Source organism: Streptomyces sp. NBC_01334 (assembly GCF_035983595.1).
In the GTDB taxonomy this organism is placed as follows: Bacteria; Actinomycetota; Actinomycetes; order Streptomycetales; family Streptomycetaceae; genus Streptomyces; species Streptomyces coriariae.
In genome coordinates this window covers 3,286,604-3,307,195 of sequence record NZ_CP130718.1, presented here as the reverse complement: position 1 = coordinate 3,307,195, position 20,592 = coordinate 3,286,604, and the positions used below count along the sequence as shown (strand labels likewise).

16 protein-coding genes and 1 pseudogene are annotated in these 20,592 nt (G+C 74.9%); 3 read left to right on the top strand and 14 right to left on the bottom strand.

Going from position 1 to position 20,592, the window contains the following annotated elements; translation table 11 throughout:
- Nucleotides 1–28: 28 nt before the first annotated feature.
- The 10 genes and pseudogenes from OG736_RS14935 to OG736_RS14890 form a co-directional block, all read right to left on the bottom strand.
- Nucleotides 29–1,165: a cispentacin biosynthesis acyltransferase subunit AmcF gene (locus OG736_RS14935; protein WP_327182878.1), complete on the bottom strand. Its 1,137-nt coding sequence runs from the start codon at nt 1,163–1,165 to the stop codon at nt 29–31.
- A gap of 183 nt (nt 1,166–1,348) precedes the next feature.
- On the bottom strand, nt 1,349–1,618 hold the full coding sequence (locus OG736_RS14930; RefSeq protein WP_327182877.1) for a hypothetical protein: 270 nt from the start codon (nt 1,616–1,618) through the stop codon (nt 1,349–1,351).
- An 18-nt stretch (nt 1,619–1,636) separates the two neighbouring features.
- Complete coding sequence (locus OG736_RS14925; protein WP_327182876.1) at nt 1,637–2,674, bottom strand: rod shape-determining protein; 1,038 nt, start codon at nt 2,672–2,674, stop codon at nt 1,637–1,639.
- Between the two features lie 425 nt (nt 2,675–3,099).
- Nucleotides 3,100–6,588, bottom strand: a complete 3,489-nt coding sequence (locus OG736_RS14920; protein WP_327182875.1) for an SAV_2336 N-terminal domain-related protein — start codon at nt 6,586–6,588, stop codon at nt 3,100–3,102.
- A gap of 19 nt (nt 6,589–6,607) precedes the next feature.
- On the bottom strand, nt 6,608–7,636 hold the full coding sequence (locus OG736_RS14915) for an AAA family ATPase (protein WP_327182874.1): 1,029 nt from the start codon (nt 7,634–7,636) through the stop codon (nt 6,608–6,610).
- A gap of 77 nt (nt 7,637–7,713) precedes the next feature.
- Nucleotides 7,714–9,441, bottom strand: a complete 1,728-nt coding sequence (locus tag OG736_RS14910) for a VMAP-C domain-containing protein (RefSeq protein ID WP_327182873.1) — start codon at nt 9,439–9,441, stop codon at nt 7,714–7,716.
- On the bottom strand, nt 9,438–9,764 hold the full coding sequence (locus OG736_RS14905) for a CU044_2847 family protein (protein WP_314221655.1): 327 nt from the start codon (nt 9,762–9,764) through the stop codon (nt 9,438–9,440). Before OG736_RS14905 ends, OG736_RS14910 begins: the two co-directional genes overlap by 4 nt.
- Before the next feature lie 85 nt (nt 9,765–9,849).
- Nucleotides 9,850–11,415, bottom strand: coding sequence for a carboxyl transferase domain-containing protein (locus tag OG736_RS14900; RefSeq protein ID WP_327182872.1), 1,566 nt, complete (start codon nt 11,413–11,415; stop codon nt 9,850–9,852).
- Entirely contained in the window at nt 11,412–12,890 is a 1,479-nt protein-coding gene (locus OG736_RS14895) for an acyl-CoA synthetase (protein WP_327182871.1), read from the bottom strand. Before OG736_RS14895 ends, OG736_RS14900 begins: the two co-directional genes overlap by 4 nt.
- Before the next feature lie 149 nt (nt 12,891–13,039).
- A pseudogene (locus OG736_RS14890) lies at nt 13,040–13,264 on the bottom strand (MerR family transcriptional regulator); the annotation flags it as partial.
- Nucleotides 13,265–13,455: 191 nt separating this feature from the next.
- On the opposite strand from OG736_RS14890, the gene OG736_RS14885 reads away from it, so the two are divergent.
- Nucleotides 13,456–14,340 carry an ATP-grasp domain-containing protein gene (locus OG736_RS14885; RefSeq protein ID WP_327182870.1) on the top strand — a complete coding sequence of 295 codons (885 nt, stop codon included), beginning with the start codon at nt 13,456–13,458 and terminating at the stop codon, nt 14,338–14,340.
- A 34-nt stretch (nt 14,341–14,374) separates the two neighbouring features.
- On the opposite strand, the gene OG736_RS14880 is transcribed toward OG736_RS14885, so the two are convergent.
- The gene (locus OG736_RS14880) at nt 14,375–14,965 is read right to left on the bottom strand and encodes a hypothetical protein (protein ID WP_327182869.1); all 591 of its coding nucleotides are present in this window, start codon (nt 14,963–14,965) and stop codon (nt 14,375–14,377) included.
- 163 nt (nt 14,966–15,128) lie between these two features.
- Between OG736_RS14880 and OG736_RS14875 the strand changes: the two genes are divergently transcribed.
- Both OG736_RS14875 and OG736_RS14870 read left to right on the top strand, forming a co-directional pair.
- A complete protein-coding gene (locus tag OG736_RS14875; RefSeq protein WP_327182868.1) occupies nt 15,129–15,902 on the top strand; it encodes an IclR family transcriptional regulator in 774 nt (257 codons plus the stop codon).
- Nucleotides 15,899–16,750 carry an SMP-30/gluconolactonase/LRE family protein gene (locus OG736_RS14870; protein ID WP_327182867.1) on the top strand — a complete coding sequence of 284 codons (852 nt, stop codon included), beginning with the start codon at nt 15,899–15,901 and terminating at the stop codon, nt 16,748–16,750. The genes OG736_RS14875 and OG736_RS14870 overlap by 4 nt, the downstream gene beginning before the upstream one ends.
- A gap of 334 nt (nt 16,751–17,084) precedes the next feature.
- Here the strand turns inward: OG736_RS14870 and OG736_RS14865 are convergent, their stop codons facing one another.
- The 3 genes from OG736_RS14865 to OG736_RS14855 are packed head-to-tail and all read right to left on the bottom strand — an operon-like array spanning nt 17,085 to nt 20,507.
- Nucleotides 17,085–18,644: a pyridine nucleotide-disulfide oxidoreductase gene (locus OG736_RS14865; protein ID WP_327182866.1), complete on the bottom strand. Its 1,560-nt coding sequence runs from the start codon at nt 18,642–18,644 to the stop codon at nt 17,085–17,087.
- The gene (locus OG736_RS14860; RefSeq protein ID WP_327182865.1) at nt 18,637–19,890 is read right to left on the bottom strand and encodes an MAB_1171c family putative transporter; all 1,254 of its coding nucleotides are present in this window, start codon (nt 19,888–19,890) and stop codon (nt 18,637–18,639) included. The genes OG736_RS14865 and OG736_RS14860 overlap by 8 nt, the downstream gene beginning before the upstream one ends.
- Nucleotides 19,887–20,507 carry a toxin-antitoxin system, toxin component family protein gene (locus OG736_RS14855; RefSeq protein WP_327182864.1) on the bottom strand — a complete coding sequence of 207 codons (621 nt, stop codon included), beginning with the start codon at nt 20,505–20,507 and terminating at the stop codon, nt 19,887–19,889. The genes OG736_RS14860 and OG736_RS14855 overlap by 4 nt, the downstream gene beginning before the upstream one ends.
- Nucleotides 20,508–20,592 lie beyond the last annotated feature (85 nt).

The window sequence follows — 20,592 nt, the reverse complement described above, 5'->3', positions numbered from 1 at the left end:
CCTCCCGCTGGGCACCACTGCGCCGGGTTCACGCGGCGCCTCCGACCGTGGTCCGCGGCTCGTCGGCCGCCAGCAGCAGGCAGGTGTTGAAGCCGCCGAAGCCGAGGGTGAGGCTGATGCCGAGGGAGCCGGTGAACTCCCGGGGGCCGTCCGCGGCCAGCGGCAGGGCCAGTTCCGGCATGACGGTGCGGGTGTGCGGGAGCGGGGGCACGCTGCCGTGCCGCAGTGCGAGGAGCAGGGCGATGGCCTCCAGGGCGCCGGTGGCGCCGAGGGTGTGGCCGAAGGCCGGCTTGGTGGCGAACACGACCGCTTCCGACTCCTTGCCGAAGACGGTGCCGTAACACGCCGCCTCCGCCGTGTCGTTGGCGCGGGTGCCGGTGCCGTGGGCGTTGATCACCGCGATGTCCCGGGCGTCGGCTCCGGCCCTGGCCAGGGCGCGCCGGACGGCGAGGACCGCGCCGGCCCCGGTCTCGTCGGGGGCGGTCGGCCCGGTGCCGTCGTTGGACGCGCCCCAGCCGCGCAGCTCGCCCAGGATCCGGGCGCCGCGCGCCCTGGCCGCGGCCCGGGTCTCCAGCAGCAGGAAGCCGGCGCCCTCGCCGAAGAGGGTGCCGTCCCGGTCGGTGTCGAAGGGGCGGACGGCGCCGGACGCGGAGAGGGTGCCGAGCGCCCGGTGTCCGAGGAGCTTGCCCTCGGTGAGCAGGTCGATGCCGCCGCACAGACAGCGTTCCGCCTCGCCGCCCGTGAGCAGGGCGGCGCCGGCCAGCACGGCGTCGGCGCCGGAGGAGCAGGCGGTGCTCACCGACGCGGACCGGGCCACCCCCAGCTGTTCGGCGACGGTGGAGGTCAGGGTGTGCGGCGAGGTCTCGGCGGCGTCGTCCAGGTGCGGGCCGAGGCTGCTGCCGAGCACCAGCGTGTCGACGTCCCCGGCCGGGCAGTCCGCATCGCGCAGGGCGGCGGACGCGGTGGTCACGGCGAGCGAGACCTGCCGCTCGGACGGAGGTCCGGACGGCGCGCCGTCCGGACCTCCGTCCGTCAGGAGGGCGGCGGGCGGCCGGCCGTCACCCGCCGACTCCCGGATGCCGACGCGCCCGCTCGTCAGCTGCTGCCACACCTCGTCGAGACCGTCACCCAGCGCTGTGGTCCAGCCCATTCCGGTGATGCACACGGCCCGATCGCGGTCGGCTCTGCGGAAACCCCCCAATTAAATCCCCCCGGTGTTCCGATAAACGCTCTGAGCGAAGCTCTGCGGGACCCGCGTAACCCCGATTTGCCGATCGAAATTCTATTTGCATACCGCAATCGTATTTTAACGAAGGAGTTCTGGGGTGGCAAGGGACGCAGGTCGCGCTCACACCGGGAGGCGGCCGAACGGCTCGCCGTCCACGTCGATCGACAGCTCGCACGTGCCCGGCCCCTGCGGGACGTGGGGGATCCGGGACGGACCGGCGGTGTGGACGCCGGTGCGGTCCTCCCGGCCCGGGTCGGTCGTGGTGAGGGTCACGTACCGGGCGCCGGTCAGCTCGGCGGCGGCGTCCACGACGCGCTGGAGGGCGGCGCGCAGTTCGAGCTCGGAGCCGATACCGAGTACGGCGCGCGGCAGGGGCGGCGGGCCGGTCACGGTGGCCGGTGCCCGGGCTCAGGCGCCCAGCGGGTCCAGGGTCAGCGGCTCGATCTTGCCCTCCAGCATGGCGCCGAGGCCCTGGGCGGCGCAGATGTCGGGCCGTTCCGCGATGTGTACCGGCATCCCCGTGGCCTGACGCAGCATCTGGTCGAAGCCCGGCAGCAGGGCGGAACCGCCGACCATCATGATCCCGCGGTCGGCGAGGTCGGCGACCAGGTCGGGCGGGCACTCGCGCAGCACCCTGCCGATGCCGTCGAGCACGGCGGTCAGCGGGGTCTCGATGGCGTCCCGTACGGCCGCGGTGTCGACCTGCACGGAACGGGCGAGACCGGTGGCGACGTCCCGGCCGTGGATCTCGGTGGACGCGGGGCCCTGCGAGGTGAGGCCGTTGCCGGAGAGGGCGACCTGCAGGGGCCGGACGGACTGGCTGGGCAGCATCAACTCGTGCTCGTGGCGCAGGTGCTGGACGATCGCGTGGTCCACGGCCTCACCGCCCACCGGGATCCGCTCGGCGGTCACGATCGAGCCGAGGGAGAGGACGGCGACCTGGGTGGCGGCCGCCCCGCACACCATGATCATGGTGGCCTCGGGGCGCTCGACGGGGAGCCCGCAGCCGACGGCGGCGGCGATCAGGGTGTCGACGAGTTCCACGCGGCGGGCGCCGAGGCCCACCAGGGTCTCGATCGCGGCGCGCTGGGCGAGCGGGTCGGCGTCGTGCGGGGTGCAGGCGGCGGCGCGCAGGAACGGCTTGCGGCGCAGCTGGCGGCGGATCTTGTCGCCGAGCAGATGGCGCAGCATGCGCTGCGCCATCTCGATGTCGACGACCGTGCCGCCGGAGACCGGGCGCACGACGCGGATGTAGTGCGGCGTGCGGCCGGTCATCTTCTCGGCGAACTCGCCGACCGCGATCAGCGCACCGGTGCGGGTGTTCACCGCGGCGGCGGACGGCTGGTCGACGACGAGCCCGGCACCCTTCACGTAGACCCGCGTCCGCGCCGCTCCCAGGTCGACGGCGAAGTGGCAGCGGCGCAGCTGCTCCAGACTGGCGGTCATGGCAGGTCCTCCCGAGAGCACAGACCGTGGGGGCTCGCCGGGCCGGCGGGCCTCTCGTGCGGGGGCCGCCGGGCGGTCGGCCTCCTTCGCATAGTGCGGGGGCGGGGCGGAGGCCGCCTTTTCTGGTGGGCCGGGCGAGGCGCGCCCGAATGGGGGTTTTGTCTCACCTGTCCAAATTAAGTATGAAATACAGTCAGGTCGGGGAGGCGCGCGGCCGGATCAGCCGAAGATGCCCTGCCCCGGGACGAGGATCCCCTGCGGGTCGTACGTCCGCTTCGCCGACTCCGGTCCCGGCCGGGCCGAAGCGGGTGCGCCGGTCGGCGGGCGGGGCGCGCCGCATGGCCCGCCCGGTGCCGGTCTTCGCCGGTACAGCCGCCCGTGGCGGTGCATCGCCCCGTTCGGCCTGCCCACAGGACGCGGGCGGCCTACAGCGCGCGGGCCGCTTCCAGCACCGGGGTGAGGGAGGGGACCACCGCGTCACAGCCCGCCCCGAGCAGCGCCTGCTCGACGGTGGGATTGCGCGCGAGGCCGAGAAAGCGCAGACCCGCCGCCCGGGCGGCGGCCAGCTCGGCGAGCGTCGAGCCGATCAGGACGCCGGTGGCGGCGGGCGCGTCGAGCGGCCGCAGGGCGCTCAGCAGCCGGTCCGGGTTCGGCGTGAGCCGGCCGAGGTCGTCGTCACGGCCGTGCACGCCGGCCGGCAGCGGAAGCCGGTAGGACTCCAGATAGCGGTGGACGGCCGCTTCGCAGACGTCCGTGGCCACCCCGACCCGGCGCCCGGTGTCGTGGAGGGTGCGGACGAGGACCACGGAGTGGTGCGTCGTGGGCGCGTCCGGCACGGCGCTCAGCTCCAGCCGGTCGAGACGGTCCCGCAGCAGCGGGCCCAGCCGGTCCTGGGCGAAGGCCCGCAGCACGTCCAGCGGGTGCACGAACAGCTCCCGGCCCGCGGCGCCCGGGTCGCCCAGCGGGCGGCCCGCCAGGGCGTCCTCGGGGTCGCGGTGCTCGGCGACGATCCCGAGCAGGTCGAGGGCGGCCGCACGCGCGGTCGTCGCCGTGAACAGCCGGGCCAGCGGACCGTCGAAGCCGAACAGCACGGTCTCGGCGTCGGCGAGCAGGTCCTGGAGCGGGCGCCCGGAACGGCCGGTCGGCCGGCGCACCTCGAGGGGCGGGGCGTAGTCCGGCGCGAGCGTGACCGCGCAGGTCACCGCCAGGCCCGGCACCGGCCACCTGCCGAGCTGGGAGTTGACGGCCCGCTGCGCGCCGGACGCCCGGCGGACGGAGTGGTGGCGGGTGATGCGCGAGCCCGCCGCCAGCAGATGCGCCAGCAGCCGCTCGCGCACGCCCGCGGCCTCCGCCCGCACGAACGCCACCGGGTCGTCGACCCGCCAGGTCAGCTCGACGGCGGCGATGAAGGCGCCCTTCCCGGAGCTCGGCAGGGAGATCCGGTCGACGGCGTGCCGCGGCGTCAGGTCGACCTCGTAGTACGTCGCCGGACGTGGCGGGCGGCCCTCGTAGGGCAGGACGGGGTCGAGGAGGGTGAGCGGGCTGTCGGGACGGGTGTGCACGATCGCGGTGCGGCCCGGCGCGGGGATGCCCAGCTGGCGCAGGTCACGGGTGAGGAAGGGCCCGCGCACCGGCTCCCGGACGTCGTTCCGCCCGTCCGCCGCGTCCGCCGCGTCCCCCGCGCTCTCCTCCGGCGGCAGCGGGCAGTACCAGGCGAGCGGCGGGGCGTCCGGGGCGTCGCCGAACAGGGGCCGGAAGCGGTGCGGCCCGGAGGCGGCGGAGCTGTCGGCGAAGGCCGCGTAGAGAGCCGGGGGGACGGTGAGGAGGACGGGGGCGGCACCGTGCGGGGCCGCGGGGGTCTCGGGCCCGTCCTGGAACGTCACCCGCAGACGCGGCGGTTCGGCCAGCTCGGCGAGCGGACCGGGGAGCCCGCGCAGGGCGGCGGCGAGCACCGGGAGCAGATACGCCTCGGGCTGGATCCGCACGACGTACCCGTTCGGGCGGACACGGACCTCGTACTGCTGAGGCGTGAGATCGCCACGGGCGAGGACTTCGTGGACGGCGTATTCGAGGGTGATACGAGCTTCGGGGCGCGCGGTGAGGTCGGCGGCAGCCTCGAAGAGAAGGGCAGGCCGCGTGCCTGTGCCGGTCATCGGCGGCTCGGTCCCCGGCGGTTCGGTCACCGGTGTGCCGGCCTCCCGGTGTTCGGGTGCGGTCCGATCGGTCTCGTGGCCGTCGGGCGTCAACCGTGCGTGCCTCGGCCGGAGTTCGTCGGGCAGGAGGGTCGGCCGGGCGTCGGTCGGGGCTTCGGGCTGCGGCGCTGGGGCCTCGACGCTTCCGCCCAGTCTGCGTACGGTTTCCGCGCTCACCGTCGCGAACGCACCGGCCGTGCTGTCGGTCCCGCCCGTCTCCGCGCGGAACTCGCCCGTCGTGAGACCCGCGCGCTCGTCGATCAACCCGCCGATCCGGTCCAGGAGTTCGCGGGTCCGGCCGCGTGTCGTGCGCGGCAGGGTGCGCAGCAGCAGGTCGCGTACGCCGGGGCGGAAGTCGTACGAGCCGGGGGGACCCGGGACGGTGGTCAGCATGCCGCTGAGGATCACCTCGGCCAGGTGCTGGGGGCGCGGGTCGCGGTTCACCGCGCGTTGGACGAGGCGCATCACCGGAACCGAGGGGACGGCCAGGGCCAGATGGCCGGCCAGCCGGAACGCCTCCCGGGAGGCGGTGGCGCGGAAGCGCAGCACCAGGTCCTGGGCGGGCAGGGTGGCCGGGTCGGCGGCCTCCGGCCCGGCGGTCCCGGGCGGGACGGGCGCCGGTGGCAGCCAGGCCACCGCACCCGGGGTGCGCGCGCCGCCCGGACTCGCGACCAGCGCCGCCCAGTTGGCCAGCCAGGGCGCGCCCGGCTCCAGCACGGGGATCGGGAGGGCCGCGCCGGGCCGGGGCGCGGTCTCCGGGTCGTAGGGGGTGAACGTGAGCGCGGAGAGCGGAGCCGCGCGGGTCGCGGAGAAGAGCAGACCCGGCTCGGCCGGGAGGGCAGTCGTGGGCCACAGATGCTCCGGGAGCGGCTGGACGACGGCCAGCGGCATCCGGGTCGCCCAGTGCCGCAGGGTCCGGTACCAACGCTCGCCAGCCGGTCCCGGGCGCCACTGCGGGCCCATGCAGTCGCTCACGATCAGGGTGACCGTCCGGCCGTCCGCCGGGTGCGGAACCTGCCGGGCCTCGCCGTCGGGCGTGGCCGGGTGCGGGGTGACCGTGCGGAAGACGCCCGACTGGGCGAGGACGGTGTGCAGTTCACGGACGAGGGGCCGCCAGACCGGCATCGTCGGGCCGGTGTCGTGGACGAGGTTGAGACGCAGCCAGCGGTCGCGCGCGGGACGCAGTACGGGCAGCCAGACGTCCGGGTGGGCACCCAGCCGGGCGATGCGGTCGGCCGTCGCCCGCCCGTCGAGGAGACGGGCCCGCGCCGAGGGCACCGTGCGCTTCAGCGGGCGCAGGGCCCGCTGAAGGGCGAGGGGGTGCGGGAGCATCGGAGGCGCGGGCGCGAGGACGGGACGGCTCCCGGCGCTGCCCCCGCCCGAGCCGTCACCGGAATCGGCGGCGGGCGCGGGCGTGGGGAGGTGGAGCGAGACTCGGTCGGCGGGGTCGGCGGGCGCGGACCTCGGCGACGTACTCCCCGCCGTACGGTCGGCGTCCGCGCGGGCGGGCCTGCCGCCGGCCACCGCGTCGGGCGTACCGCCGGTGTCCCGCTCGGTCCGCGCGTCCGCCGCGTCCGGCCCGGCCGGCTCTGTCCGCTCCGATGCCTCCTCCGGATCGCTCGACAGCCCTGCGAGCCACAGCAGTTCGGCCAGCTCACGAGGGGTGGGCGTGGTGTCCGCCGCTGCCGTGAGCAGTGCGGTCAGCCGGTCCAGGGCGGACATGTCACCCCCCGGTGTCTCCTCAGAAGCCATCGCCGTCCGCCGTGGCGCTGAGGTACGGCATCAGTCGCTCCGCCAGTGCGTCGCGGGAGTCGGCGTCCAGACCGGCGACTCCGGTGAGGTAGAGCGCGTTCAGCAACTGGTCGGTGGCGAGTTCGCCGTCGGCGGCGCGGGTCAGGAAGCGGTCGATGAGGTGTTCCGCCTCGCCAGGCGGGGTGTCGAGGTGGGCCCGGACGATCTCGGTGAGCTGTTCGCGGCCGGGGCGGCGCAGCTTCAGCCGGACACAGCGGCGCAGGAAGGCGGGCGGGAACTCACGCTCGCCGTTGCTGGTCAGGACGACGAACGGGAAGGCGCGGCAGCGGATCCGGCCCCGGGTGACGGCGACCGGGTCGTCCGAGCCGTCGGCCAGCACCCCGGCGGTGACGTCCTCGGCGGAGTGCCGGGCCGCGCGCATGAGTTCGGGGATCTCGTACTGCCCCTCCTCCAGGACGTTCAGCAGGTCGTTGGGCAGGTCGAGGTCGCTCTTGTCGATCTCGTCGACGAGGAGCGCGCGGGGGCGTTCGTAGGGCAGCAGGGCCGTGCCCAGCGGACCGAGGCGCAGATGGTCCTCGACCCCGCCCCCGGCGTCCCCGTCGCGTTCGCGCCACGCCGCCTGCCGGGCCGCGTACAGCCGGGACAGCGGGTCGTACTGGTAGAGGCCGTCGGCCAGCGTGGAGCGGCTGGTGATGTTCCAGCGCAGCACCGGGCCGAGACCCAGCTCGCGGGCCACCGCGTACGCCAGGGAGGACTTGCCGGTGCCGGGCGGACCGGTGACCAGCAGCGGGCGGCGGAGCACCAGGGCCGCGTTGACGAGTTCGACGCTCTCCGGGGTGGCGACGTACGAGCGGGCGCGGTGGACGCGGTCGGGGGAGACGGCCGCCTCGTCGTCGGCGTCCCGGGGCGGCGGCACGACGGGTTCGCCGTCGAACGCCCGCCAGGGCGGCGGCTCGGGCAGCCGGTCGATGCCGTCGTGCGGCTCGCTGTTCCCGGTGTAGACGGACCAGTGCGGCATGGTTCTCCGAAACTCTGGTGTGACTCGTGGGGCTCGTGTGACTCGTGGCTCGGTTGTGGGGACGGGGCGGACGCGGCTCAGGTCACGGGGGAGTGGGGGTGGCCGGCCGCGTCGCCGTGCGGGTCGGCGAAGAGGCGTGGGTCGTCCCACAACAGCTGGATGTCGTGCGCCCAGTGGCCGTCCTCCGCGTCGGCCTCCTCGCGCAGCGCCAGTACCCGGCGCGGGAGTTCGGCGGGCGACACACCGGACACACAGGTGTCGAGCTCGTCCAGGAAGGTCTTGCCCGCGCAGCCGTCCCCGCCGGCGCAGGACGCGTCGGGACCGCCGGCGCAGCCCTCGCGGGACCAGATGACCATCGGCGCGGGCGCGTTGAGCGAGGTGTCGAAGTGCGGGCGGGTGTGGGACGCGGCCGGGGCGGTCGCGAAGCCGGCGAGACAGGCGTCGTCCTGGCGCAGCCGCACCCTGAGCCGGCGGGGTTCCTCGGGGCTGCCGCACTCGACCCGGTGCACCCGGGCGCCGGGCGCCGCGTCGAGCCGGTTCCACACCCGGGTCAGCTGGTGCCGGACACCCGCCCTGCGGCGCGCCTGGTCGGTGACGACGAGCGGATACACACAGCCCAGCGGGGTGTCGTCGTCGGGCGTGCTCGCCCAGCGGTCGACGGGCAGGTCGATCCAGTCGCGGGGCAGCGCGAACGCGAGCAACTCGTCGCAGCCGGGCGTCAGATACCGGAAGGCGGCCTCGATCCGGTCCTGCACGAAGGCGCGCAGCCCGGCCTGCGGGACGGTGCCGGAGCCGACCGGATGCCGGCGGCCCCCGCTGTACGCGGACACCTCGACGCGGACGTGTCCGTCGCCCGCGCCGCTGTGCTGGAGGTCGACGAGGATGGGAGACCAGTCGGGTGCGGCGGCCGTCTCGGCGGCCGTCTCGACGGGGGCCTGGAACAGGGCCTCCACATGGGCGGTGAAGCGGGCGACGGTGGCCGCCGCGTCGTCGCCGTCGACCTCGCACAGCACGAACAGGGCCGCCGACCACAGCGAGTCGAACCCCTCCTCGGGGGCGTCCGGGTCCAGCGGGCCCCGGGCGGACTCGTAGAGCCGCACGCGACGCCCCGGATCGCCGTCCAGGCCCGCGCGCACGGCGCGTTCGACCAGTGCGCGCAGCCGGGCACGGTCGGCGCTGCGGTGGTCGGAGGTGGGGACGAGGCCCTCCAGGTCGGGCCAGTAGCGGGCCATGACCTCGGTGGGCATCATCCGCCCGTTGTGCACACCCCGGTCGCCGGCGGCCGCGGTGACCATGCCGACGACCTCACCGGTGTCCGCCAGGGTGACCGCGGCGCCGCTGAACCCGGGGGCGAGCGGCTGGCCGCCGGGCTGCCAGGCCTCCAGCTGGATCCACTCGCGGTTGAGCAACTGCGTGGCAGTGATGCGGTATTCGGCGAGGGTGCCCTCGTCGAAGCCGACCGGGAAGCCGTAGACGACGAGCTTGCGGGGCCGGTCGGGCCGCCGGTCGTGGGCGGCGTCCACGGGGGCCAGCGCGGCCGGGGCGACCGGGACCTCGTGCGCCAGCTCCAGGACGGCCAGGTCGCCGAGGTCGGTGGTGCCGCCGCCCCAGCCGCCGTCGGCGACCACCCGCGCCGGTACGGCGGGGGCGCCGGGGCGTTCGGTGAACGTCACCGTCAGGGCGTCCGGGTCGGCCTGCGCCACGACATGGGCGCAGGTCAGCACCCGGCGCGGGGTGACGAGGAAGCCCGCGCCCGCCACCTGGCCCGCGCTCTCGATCCGGGCGTGCCATTCGGCGCTGTTCATGCGGCGGGGGAGGGAGGCGACCAGGTCAGCCGCACGACGAGGTGGCCCTCAGCCGTGCCCTTGGCGATGATCGCGCCGGTCTCCGCCGACAGCTTCACCCCGAACTCGATCTCCACCCCGTCGGGCCGCAACGTCCCGTCGCGGAACACCCGCAGCGCGGACTCGGCGGCCGCGCGCACGCCCTCCAGGGCGCCCTCGAAGGTGCGGGCCGCCTGGACCGTCCCGTCGCGGGCCACCAGCCGGGAACCGGGCCGCCCCTCCGTGACCGCCTCGACGGCGACCACGGCGCCGTCGTCGGTCCTGAACTCCACCAGTCCGTCCACGGTGCCCCCGTAACTCCTCACCCATGTGGTCCTGCGGCTCTGCGCGCATCCATTGTCACGGACGGTACTGGAGATTGTCCTGCGTTCAGCGCGCCTCCGTGATCCGGATCACCCCCAGCTCCGCCAAGTCCTGCGGTCGGATCCGGAGTTGATCGGCCGTCGCCTCCACCTCCTCCGGGGGCCGCTTGAGGATCGCCGCAGCCGACTCCGGTGCGATGACCGAGAAGTAGCTGTCCGGGGTGGCCCAGGTGCGGCCGGGCGCGGCCAGCGCCAGCGCGCCGCCGGAACCGCCCTCGCCGATGACCAGTGTGGTGATCGGCGTGCGGGCGGTGGCGACCACGCCGAACAGCTCCGCGATCGCCGCGCCGGCCCCCTGCCGTTCGGCCTCGGCGTCGTTGGCCGCACCCGGGGTGTCCACCAGCGTCAGCACCGGGATGCCGAGCCGGTCCGCGAGGCGGATCAGCCGGGCGGCCGTGCGGTACCCGGCGGGCCGGGTGGCCGCCCCGGTCTGGGCGGCGTAGGCGACCGTACGGCCCCGGTGGACGCCGAAGCCGCACAGCATCCCGTCCGGGTCGACCCCGCCGCACCGGTCCCCGGAGATCGCGAGCCGTCGGCTGAAGTAGGAGTCCAAGTAGGCGCGGGCGCGCGGCCGTTCCGCCGCCCGAGCCCGCCGAACCGCCTCCCACCCGGTACGAGGCAGATCCACGAGCCCGAGAGCGACGGGAACGGGCGCGGGTTCGCGAAGCGACCCCGGCGGTGGCTGGGTCGGGGTGCCGCCCGTGCCGGGTACGGCGCCTGTCCCGCCGGCGGCCGGTCCGCCGGGGGTGTCGTGGTTCTCGGCCGGTACCGCTGCGGCCTCGCGATGCGGTTTCGGCCGGAGCCCGGACCCGGGGGGCACGGCGTCCCGCGTGGTGCCCGGCTCGTCGGGGGTGCCGGGGGTCTCGGCCGGACGATGCGCTCGCGGTGTTCCGTCGGTCAGCAGACGCAGCCATCGGCCCAGCACCTCCCGTAGTTCCGCCGGGGGCACGACCGCGTCGGCCGCTCCGGCCGCGACCTGCGCCTCGGCCGTATAGGCGGCCGGGTCGGCGTCCGGCGGCCGGACCCGTGAGCCCGCGAAGCCGACCTGGGCGTCCGGCAGCACGAGCACCACGTCGGCGCCCGCGCCCAGGGTGGCCCAGCCGCCGCCGGTCGTCGGGTCCCGCAGGACCGCGATCTGCGGCAGCCCGGCCTCCCGGGTGAGCGCCGACTGCCGCGCCACCCGCTGGAGTTGGGTGAGGGCGAGCATGCCTTCCTGCATCCGGCTGCCGCCCGTGGCGACCAACGGCACGACCGGCAGCCGGTGTTCACGGGCGAACGTGTACGCCGCCTCAAGCCGGTCACCGGTGCGCTCGCCCAGCGATCCGCCCAGGAATCCGAACTCGAAGGCGATCAGCACGGCCCGGGTGCCCCCGACGCTCCCCGTGCCGCAGACGACGGACTCCGACTCACCGGTGCGCCGGGCGGCGCGCTCGCGCGAGGCGTCGTAGCCGGGCCAGCCGAGGGGCCCGTCGGGAGCGGACGCCCGCTGCCCGCCGGGCGGCTCGGGGAAGCGGGTGAAGTCGTCGGCGACGAGGGCGACGACCTCGCGCGCGCCCGCCCGCCGCGCCGTCATGACGGCAGCGCCCGCTTCATGATCTTCCCCATGTCGTTGCGGGGCAGCGCGTCGAGATAGCGCACCACGCGAGGCCGCTTGTGCGGCGCCAGCCGACGGGCCACGTGGTCGGCCAACTCGCCCTCGGACGGCCGGGCTTCGGGATCCGTCGGCACGACCCACGCGACGATCCGCTCCCCGAGGTCCGCGTCCGGCTCCCCGGTGACGGCGGCCTCGCGCACCCCCGGATGCTCCAGCAGCGCGTTCTCGATCTCACCGGCCCCGATCTTGTACCCGCCGCTCTTGATGAGGTCGGTCGCCTTGCGTCCGACGATCCGGACATAGCCGTCGGGGTCGCGCACGGCCACATCACCCGTGCGGAACCAGCCGTCGGAGGTGTAGGCGGCGGCGGTCGCGTCGGGCCGGTTGAGGTACTCGGTGAACAGATTCGGCCCGCGTACCTGGATCTCGCCGACGCTCTCCCCGTCGTACGCCTCGACGGCCGACCCGTCCTCGTCCACCAGCCGCAGCTCCACGCCGGGCAGGGGCACCCCGACGGTCCCCGCCCGCGCCTCCCCGTCCGCCCGGACGCTGGTGTTCATCAGCGTCTCCGTCATCCCGTACCGCTCGATCACCCGCCGCCCGGTCGCGGCCGCGATCCGCTCGTGGTCGTGCACGGGCAGCGCGGCCGAACCGGACACCAGCAGCCGCGCCCCGGCGAGCGCCTTGGCCAGTGCGGGGTCGTCGGGCAGCGCCTCGGCGATGCGGTGGTACATCGTCGGCACCCCGAAGAGCATGCTCGCCCCGGTGCTCAGCTCCCGCGTCACGCCCTCCGTGCCGAACCTCCCGAGATGCCGTACCGACCCGCCGCGCCGCAGCGGCCCGAGGATCCCCAGCACCAGCCCGTGCACATGGAACAGCGGCAGCCCGTGCACGAGGACGTCCTCCCCGGTCCACTGCCAGGCGTCGGCGAGCGCGTCCAGGGTCGTGGCGATCGCCCGACGCGGGATCACCGCGCCCTTGGGCGGCCCGGTGGTGCCGGAGGTGTAGACGACGAGGGCGGGGTCCTCGTCACCCACGGGCGCCACGCCCGCCACGGGCGTGCCGACACCCCGCACGTCGGCGTCGGCGGCGGCGTCGACTTCCACCCCGACATCGATCCGTCGGAGCTCCCGCAGCGCGGCGGGAAGTTCGTCGCCGGGGGCCGCCAGTACCACCCGCGGCGCGCTGTCGCCCAGGATGTGCCCGAGCTCCTTGTCGCCCGACTTCGGGTTCAGCGGCACGGCGGCCACCCCGGCGAGCAGGGCGCCCACCACCGCGACGGCGGTCTCCAGCGACGGGGTCGCCCACACGGCGACCCTCCCCTCCTCCCGCACCCGCGCACCGACGGCACCGGCCGCCGAGGCGAGCTGCGCGTACGTCAGGGAACGCTCGCCGAACCGCAGGGCGGGGCGCCCGGACGGGTCGTCCGTCAGGGCCGGGAAGAGAGAGGACACGGAACGGACTCCTTGAGTGGCTGCGGGACACAACACAGCCGTTCCTACCCCACTCGCCTCGCCGCCACCTGTCAGGGTGCCCCCTCCACCACGTCCGCGACGACGCAACTGACGTTGTCCGGCCCGCCGGCGCCGTTCGCGGCGCTCACCAGCGCGTGCACGGCGGCGTCCGGGGCCGGCGGCATGCCGAGGCGTCGCAGCCACGCCACGAGCCGGGCCTGTTCCAGCTGCTCCACCGCGTAGTGGCGGTACCCGGTGTCCGGGTCGACCCGGGCGGGCCGCAGCAGGTCCGGCTCGTCGTACAGACGCAGTGCCTTCGGCGACAGCCGGCAGGCCCGCGCGAAGGCGCCGATCGTCAGCGTCCGTGTGCCCATGCCGGTCTCCCCGTCGCTGCCGCTGCCACTTTCGTGTTCCCGCCACCGATGCCGGGGCTTGCCCGAGGGGGAAGGTCAAACCGGTTGTCCCGGTCGCGGGGACGGCCGTTAACCTGCGGAGGTTACACAGACGTACGAATCCAGACGTGCAGACGTACGGATGTGCAGATGTACGAGAACGGAGTCCCGCCGTGCCCCGAGTCGCCCTCGTCACCTACGACCCCCGGCCGGAGCCGAGCAAGGACCGCGACCTTCCCGGACTGCGGGCGGCGCTGGCGGCTGCCGGTGCCGAGGCGGACGTCGTGTGCTGGGACGACGCCGACGTCGACTGGGCCTCCTACGACCTCGCCGTCATCCGCTCGACCTGGGACTACAGCTGGCGTGCCGCCGAGTTCACGGCCTGGGCGGAGCGGTGCGGCAAGCTGACGCGGCTGGCCAACCCGGTGTCCGTCGTGCGCTGGAACACCGACAAGCGGTACATCGGGGAGCTCGCGGCGGCCGGGGTGCCCACGGTCCCCACCCGCTATCTCGCCCCGGGCGACGCCGACGCCCCCGCGGGGCTGCCGGGCGACCACGAGTACGTCGTCAAGCCCACCTCCGGCGCCGGCGCGCGGTACGCCGCCCGCTACACGCCCGACCAGCACGAGGCGGCCGTACGGCACCTCGCGCGGATGCACGCCGAAGGGCTGACGGCGATGGTGCAGCCGTACATGCGGAGCATCGACACCGGCGGGGAGCGGGCCCTTCAGTTCTTCGGCGGGCGCCTGCTGCACGCCAGCCGCAAGCGGGCCGTACTGGCCCCCGGCACCGCCTTCGACGCGGACAAGGTCGCCCACCCCGGTCTGGAGCCCTGGACCCCGACCCCGGCCGAGCTGGCCGTCGCCGAACGTGCCCTGGCCGCCGTTCCGGACGCGCCGGAGCTGCTCTACGCCCGGGTCGACCTCGTGGACGGCGACGACGGGGAGCCGCGCGTGATGGAGCTGGAACTGGTCGAGCCGAACCTGTTCCTGTTCCTGCACCCGGAGTCGGTGCCGACCGTCGTGGCGGCGATCCTCGCGGCGGCCGCCACCCCCTGACCGCCCCCGCTCCCGCGCCACCACCGGCCCGCCGCTACTCCCGGATGCCCGTCCGTTGCAGCAGCCCCCAGGTGAACTCGGCGACGACCTCCCGTCGTACGCCCCAGCCGTCCGGGGCCGTGAAGGCCAGCCCCCAGCGGGTGGGGGCGGTGCCCTCCAGCGGGCGGGCCGGGGCGAAGGCGCGCGCGGCCTCGTCGACCGTGCAGGACCAGGGGGTGAGGTCGTCGAGGCTCGTCAGGCGCGGCGGCGTGGCTCCCGGGGCGCGGACCAGCCACTCGTTCCAGACGCCGCCGTTCGGCGCGAGGAGCACCTCGAAGCGCAGGTCGGGCCAGAGGGGCAGCGGCCAGAGCCAGGCCTCGCAGTCGAGGTCCCCTACGCGGCGAGGCGCCCGGGACTCCGGTTCGCCGAGGACCGAGCGGTAGCGCGCCAGCGAGCCCCGGGCGTGCGGGGAGTGGAGCATCGCCTGCCAACGCTTGTTGGCCTCCCGCGTCTGTGCGAGGGAGACGCCCAGCGCATGGCGGGCGTCCTCCACCAGGTCAGGGTTGTGATCGGCCATGCGGCGCAGCAGGACCTGTTGGAAATCTAGCGCCGTGAACGAGCCGGTGAGGCGTTTCTGGGTCGGCATGCTCCCCATCCTGGCCCACCCGGCGCCCCGTCCCGGGCCACTGTGCGTTTCCCGACCATTGCCCGGCGCAACGCCGTATGACAGCCTGTGTTCGTCATGCCGATCGCCTGTTGAAATCTCGAACACAGGCACTGAGACGACTACCTAAGGGAGGGGGCCGGTTGTGGGACGCCTCGTACCTGCCGTGACCCGAGCTCTCGACATTCTCGAGCTCTTCCTCGACGGGGACGGTTCGCTCTCCGCCCCCGACATAGTGCGCAAGCTCCAGCTTCCGCGCACCACCGTGCACGAATTGGTGACCACACTCTCGGCACGGTCGTACATCGTGGCCGTACCGGGACAGCCCGGACGCTACCGCCTCGGCGTACGTCCGTACCAGCTCGGCAGCCGCTACGCCGAGCAGCTCGACCTCGCCGCCGAGGGTCAGCAGGTCGCGCGCTCCGTCGCTGAGACGTGTGACGAGACGGTCCACGTGGCCATCCTGGAGGGCACGGACGTCATCTACATCGCCAAGGTCGACTCCACGCACGCGGTCCGGATGGTGTCGGCCGCCGGCCGTCGTCTTCCGGCCCACTGCACGTCCGTCGGCAAGATGCTCCTTGCCTCGCTCTCCGAGCCGGAGCTCAGCGCGCGCATCCCCGACGACGCCGACCTGATCCGGATGACCCCGAACAGCATCACCGAGCCCGGCGCCCTGCGTGCGGCGCTGGCGGAGATCCGGGAGCGGGGTGTCGCGGTGGAGAGCCGCGAGTCCAACCCGGACGTCAGCTGTGTGGCGGCGCCGGTGCGCGACCGCACGGGCCAGGTCGTCGCCGCCCTGTCCATCTCCGTGCCGATGATCCGCTGGAGCGACGAGCGCCGGGTGGAACTGGAGCAGCTCGCCGCGAAGGGCGCCGCCGAGCTGTCCGAGCTGCTGGGCTACCGGAGCGTGGCATGACGTCGTCGTACGAGGTGGCCGTACGGGCCGAGGCCACCCTCGGCGAGGGGCCGACCTGGGACCCGGTCACCGGCCGGCTGCTCTGGCTGGACATACTCGGCTCCCGCCTGCACGGCTACGACCCCTCGACCGGCCGCCGCACGGTCCGGGCGACCGACCAGCACGTGGGCGCGGCCAAGCCGCGCGCCGGGGGCGGCCTGGTTCTCAACCTCCGGGACGGCGTGGGCCTCCTCGACCCGGACGACAGCTTTCGCTGGCTGCACCACGAGCCGGTCCCCGGCCGCCGAGCCAACGACGCCGCCGTCGCACCCGACGGCTCCCTCTGGGCGGGCACCATGCGCTACGACGAGGCCCCGGGCGGCGGCACCCTGTCCCGGGTCACCGGCGACGGCCCGCCCGAGCCGGTCCTCGACGACGTGACGGTCAGCAACGGCACCGGCTGGAGCCCGGACGGGACGCTGATGTACTACATCGACTCGCCGACGCGCCGGGTCGACGTCTTCGCGTACTCGGCGGACGGGCGGGTGAGCGACCGCCGCGCTTTCGTCGAGATCGAGGACGGCGCAGGCTTCCCCGACGGCCTCACGGTCGACGCCGACGGCTGCGTGTGGGTGGCGCTGTGGGACGGGGGAGCGGTACGCCGCTACACCCCGGCGGGCGATCTGGACCGGGTGCTCCCCCTCCCGACCCCGAGGGTCACGGCCTGCGCGTTCGGCGGGGCCGACCTGACCGACCTGTACATCACCACCGCCCGGGTGGGCCTGAAGTCACCGCACCCGGTGGCCGGTTCGTTGCTGGTGATACCGAGGGCCGGCAAGGGACTGCCACAACCGGCGTTCGCGGGCTGAACCCGGACCCGGCGGGCGGCCGGGCGAAGGCGGGCGGTCCACCCGGCACGGGGTGGCGGGGTGCGGCGCGGGCGATCAGCCCGGCACTGCACCCCACCGCACCCACCCCACCGCACCCACCGCACCCACCGCACCCACCGCACCCACCGCACCCACCGCACCGCGCGGACGGTCGGCTCGGCGCAGGGCGGGTGGACGGCCTCGCGCCACCCCGGCCTCTCGGGACTGCCCGGCCTCCCTGGCGCTGCCCGGCGTCCCGGACACTGCCCATCTGCCCGGCGCTGCCCATCCGCCGGGCGCCGCACGCACGCCGGGCACCGCACGTCGCGCCGGACTACTCCAGTCCCGCCCGTTTCATCTCGTCCGCGGTCAACGGCGGTCCGGTCAGTGCCGGTTTCCACGGCCCCATCGCGGCCGCCAGCAGCACCGACGGAGCCAGCAGTACCTCGGGCCCCCGCTCCAGCGACGTCACGTCCGTCACCCGGCGGGCGATCCGGCCGTTGCCGGTGGCCGTGAGCATCAGGCGGCCGACATACGCGGCCACGAGCCGGTCCCGGAGAGTGGGCCCGTCCTCCGTCGCGCCCGGGCAGAACACGTCCTGGCCGACGGCGAGGTCCCACGCGGTGCTCACGGGCCGGGCCACCGCCTTCTGCACCCGCCGGGACAGCCCGGCGGAGCCCCATCCCCGCCGGCGCACCACGTCCCGCAGGATCACCGCGCTCTGGGCGGCGACGGCCAGACCGTGGCCGTAGAGCGGGTTGTAGGCGGCGAGGGCGTCGCCGACGACGGTCAGGTTCTCCGGCCAGGCCGGCATCCGCTCGTAGAAGTGGCGACGGTTGACGGTGGCCCGGGTGTACGCCACGTCGGACACCGGCTCGGCCTGATCGAGGAGCTCGCCGATGACCGGGTGGCGCAGTTCCTCGCGGGCGAAGCGGACGAAGTCGTCGTTCTCGGTGGAGGGTTCGCCGCCCCGGGTGCCGTTGAGGGTGGCGATCCAGTGTCCGTCCTCGATGGGCAGCAGAAATCCCGCCCGCCCCGGACCTTTGGCACGAGGGTCGGGCTGCACGTTGACGATCGGGTACCCGGACCGGGCCTGCTCCGGCGCGCGATAGAGACGACTGGCGTACGCCAGCCCGGAGTCCACCTCGCGCCGCTCCACCTCGGGCAGCCCGAGCTCGGTCAGCCACCGCCCGACCCGTGACCCGCGCCCGGTCGCGTCGACCACCAGCCCGCCTGAAACCACCCACTCCGCGCCCGCGTCCGGGGCCGGCCCCGCGCCCGTGGGCGTGGCCGAGCCGGAGTCCGGTACCGGGTCCGGGCCTGCGCTCGGACTCGTCGCCGGACGCGAGCCCCCGACCGCCCCCGCCCCAGCCCCCACTCCCAGCGCCGCGGCAGCGGTCGGCGCCGGGCCGCCGCGGGCTCTCACCCGCACCCCCGTGACCGCCCCCGCGTCGCCCGCCAGGCCCAGTACCTCGACGCCGGAGAGCAGTTCGATCCGGTCGTCCGCGAGGACCTGGGCCCGGATCGTCGCGTCCAGGAGGTCGCGGCCGGCCAGGATCACGTGGTGCGACTCGGGCCACCGTCGGAACCAGCCCCGTGCGCCCATGACGACCATGTCCGTGGTGACCGGCGCCCGGCGCGCCCCGGCGGCCAGGAGGGCCTCGGTGACGCCCGGCAGCAGTTCCTCCACCGCCCGCACCCCGCCCGACCACAGCATGTGGGCGTGGCGGGCCTGGGGCAGGCCCTTGCGCGGGGCGGGGCCGTCGGGCAGTACGTCCCGCTCGACCACCACGACCCGGTCGGCGAGGCCGGTCAGGGCGCGTGCCGCGAGCAGGCCCGCATGGGATCCCCCCAGGACTACGGCGGTTCTGGCGGGGTTGGAGGGTTCACTCATGCGTGGACATGCTCTCTGCCGGGGCGGCCGCGTTAGCGCGGACCGCCTGGATGTCGACGGGGTGGCGAAGGACGCGGGACACGGCCTGGATCTCCCGCAGGAGGTAGGTGGTGTCCGGACGGGAGGACCCGGACGGGTCGGACGAGGTGGTGGGGGAGGTGGGGGAGGTGGCGGCTTCCTGGGGCTCCGGGTGCCGCAGCGCCCGCGCCCGGGCCTCGACCGCGTCCAGGAGCGTCACGGCGGCGGCGAGGGCCTGAGCCCGGCCGCGCTCGAAGCCGAGGGCGACGCCGGCGTCGTAGGACCGCGCGCGCAGATCGTCGTCGAGGTACCGGGCGAGCTGGAGCAGCGCGTCGCGGATGAACGTCTCGCGCCGGATCAGCCGCAGTTCCGGCGTGGCGCGCAGGTCGAAGGGCTCGCGGGCGCCGGTGACGCTCCGCATCAGCCGGGACAGGGGCCGCAGGCTCCGGTGCCGGCGGCGGATCCGCCACCGCTCCTGGAGGTACTGCCCGGCGTGCGGGACGATGAAGCCGATCGCGACCAGGGTGGCGGCGATGCAGGCGGCCGACGGGGCGATGTCGGTGTTCAGCCAGTCCAGGTCGTGCCCGGTCCAGCGGGCCCCGACGGCCGTCAGCTTGGCCGCGCTGAACAGCAGGTTCGTCACATAGCCGGCCCCCAGGAACCGGAGCCCCCAGCGCAGCCAGGCGTCGAGGCCCTCGGTGCGGCTCCAGTTCCAGACGAGCCGGGCGGTGACCGAGCAGGCCACCGTGTGCGCGAGCAGGTAGAGCAGGATCTCCTCGCGCATGAAGGGCGTGTTGGCGTAGTACGTGTCCAGGTCCCGGATCTGCTCCACGGGGACGTCGGCGAGCGCGAAGAGCACCCACAGCGCGACGACCACCCCCGCGTAGACGGAGACCACCCAGCGGGTCGCCCGCCGGGTCTGGGCCGAGCGCTCGGTACGGCCGTTGCGCCAGGCGATGATCAGCAGCAGCCAGGACGCAGAGAGCGCGGTGAGCAGCGAGTACACCCAGGGCGCCGCGATGTTCGGCACACCGGTGACCCGGTTGGTCCAGGCGATGGTCTTGGGGGCCGCGAACACGAACACGGCGCAGGCGAAGACCAGCAGACCGCCGACGGCGCGCAGCAGCGGGTCCCGCCAGAGCTTGAGGATGCTGGGCAGCTTGATGGCGAGGGCCGCGCCCAGGACCACGGTGGGCAGCCAGAAGGAGACGTACAGCCCGTGGCTCACCGCGCGGTGCCCCTGCGCCCGCGATAGCCGAGGGTCCGCTGGACCGCGGCCGTCTCCTCGCCCGGCCCGGCGGCGGCCGGTCCCGAGTCGGCCAGATAGCGCCGGAAGCGGGCCGCGAGACGGTGGCCGAAGTCGTCGGCCTCGGCCTCGTCGTCCTCCCGGGAGCCGTTGCGGGCGGCGACGGTCAGGGCGAGGGAGTCCCAGCCGGACCGGCCGGCCAGCACGCCCGCGGCCACCGTGCCGGCGCCGTGGTGGTGCCGGTGACCGGCGTGCAGATGCCACAACTCATGTCCGAGGATGACCAGTTGCTGCACGTCCTCGGCCCTCTCCTCGACGATGACCAGGTCGAAGTCCTGGAACTCCACCCACAGGCCGGTCACCTCGATCTCGTCGGGGAACCGCTCGAACCGCACCTCGACGGGCCGCCCGCCGCGCCGTGCGGACATCTCCTCGCACAGCGCCCGGCACACGTCCCGCACCCCGGCCGGCCGGCCGGGGCGGGCCCGTACTGCGGCGGAGAGATCGCCGGTCAGCTCGCGCATGGCCGGTCCGGTTCTCGCGCGCCGCAGCGCCGAGCCGATCCGGGCCGCCCTCCCGCGCGCGCCCGCGATGTCCATCCGCTCCCCCTTCTCAACCGCCGTACGGCAGCCCGTTCGAGCCTACGCGGCCGGTTGTGCCCACGTCACGGGAAGTTTTCACGGG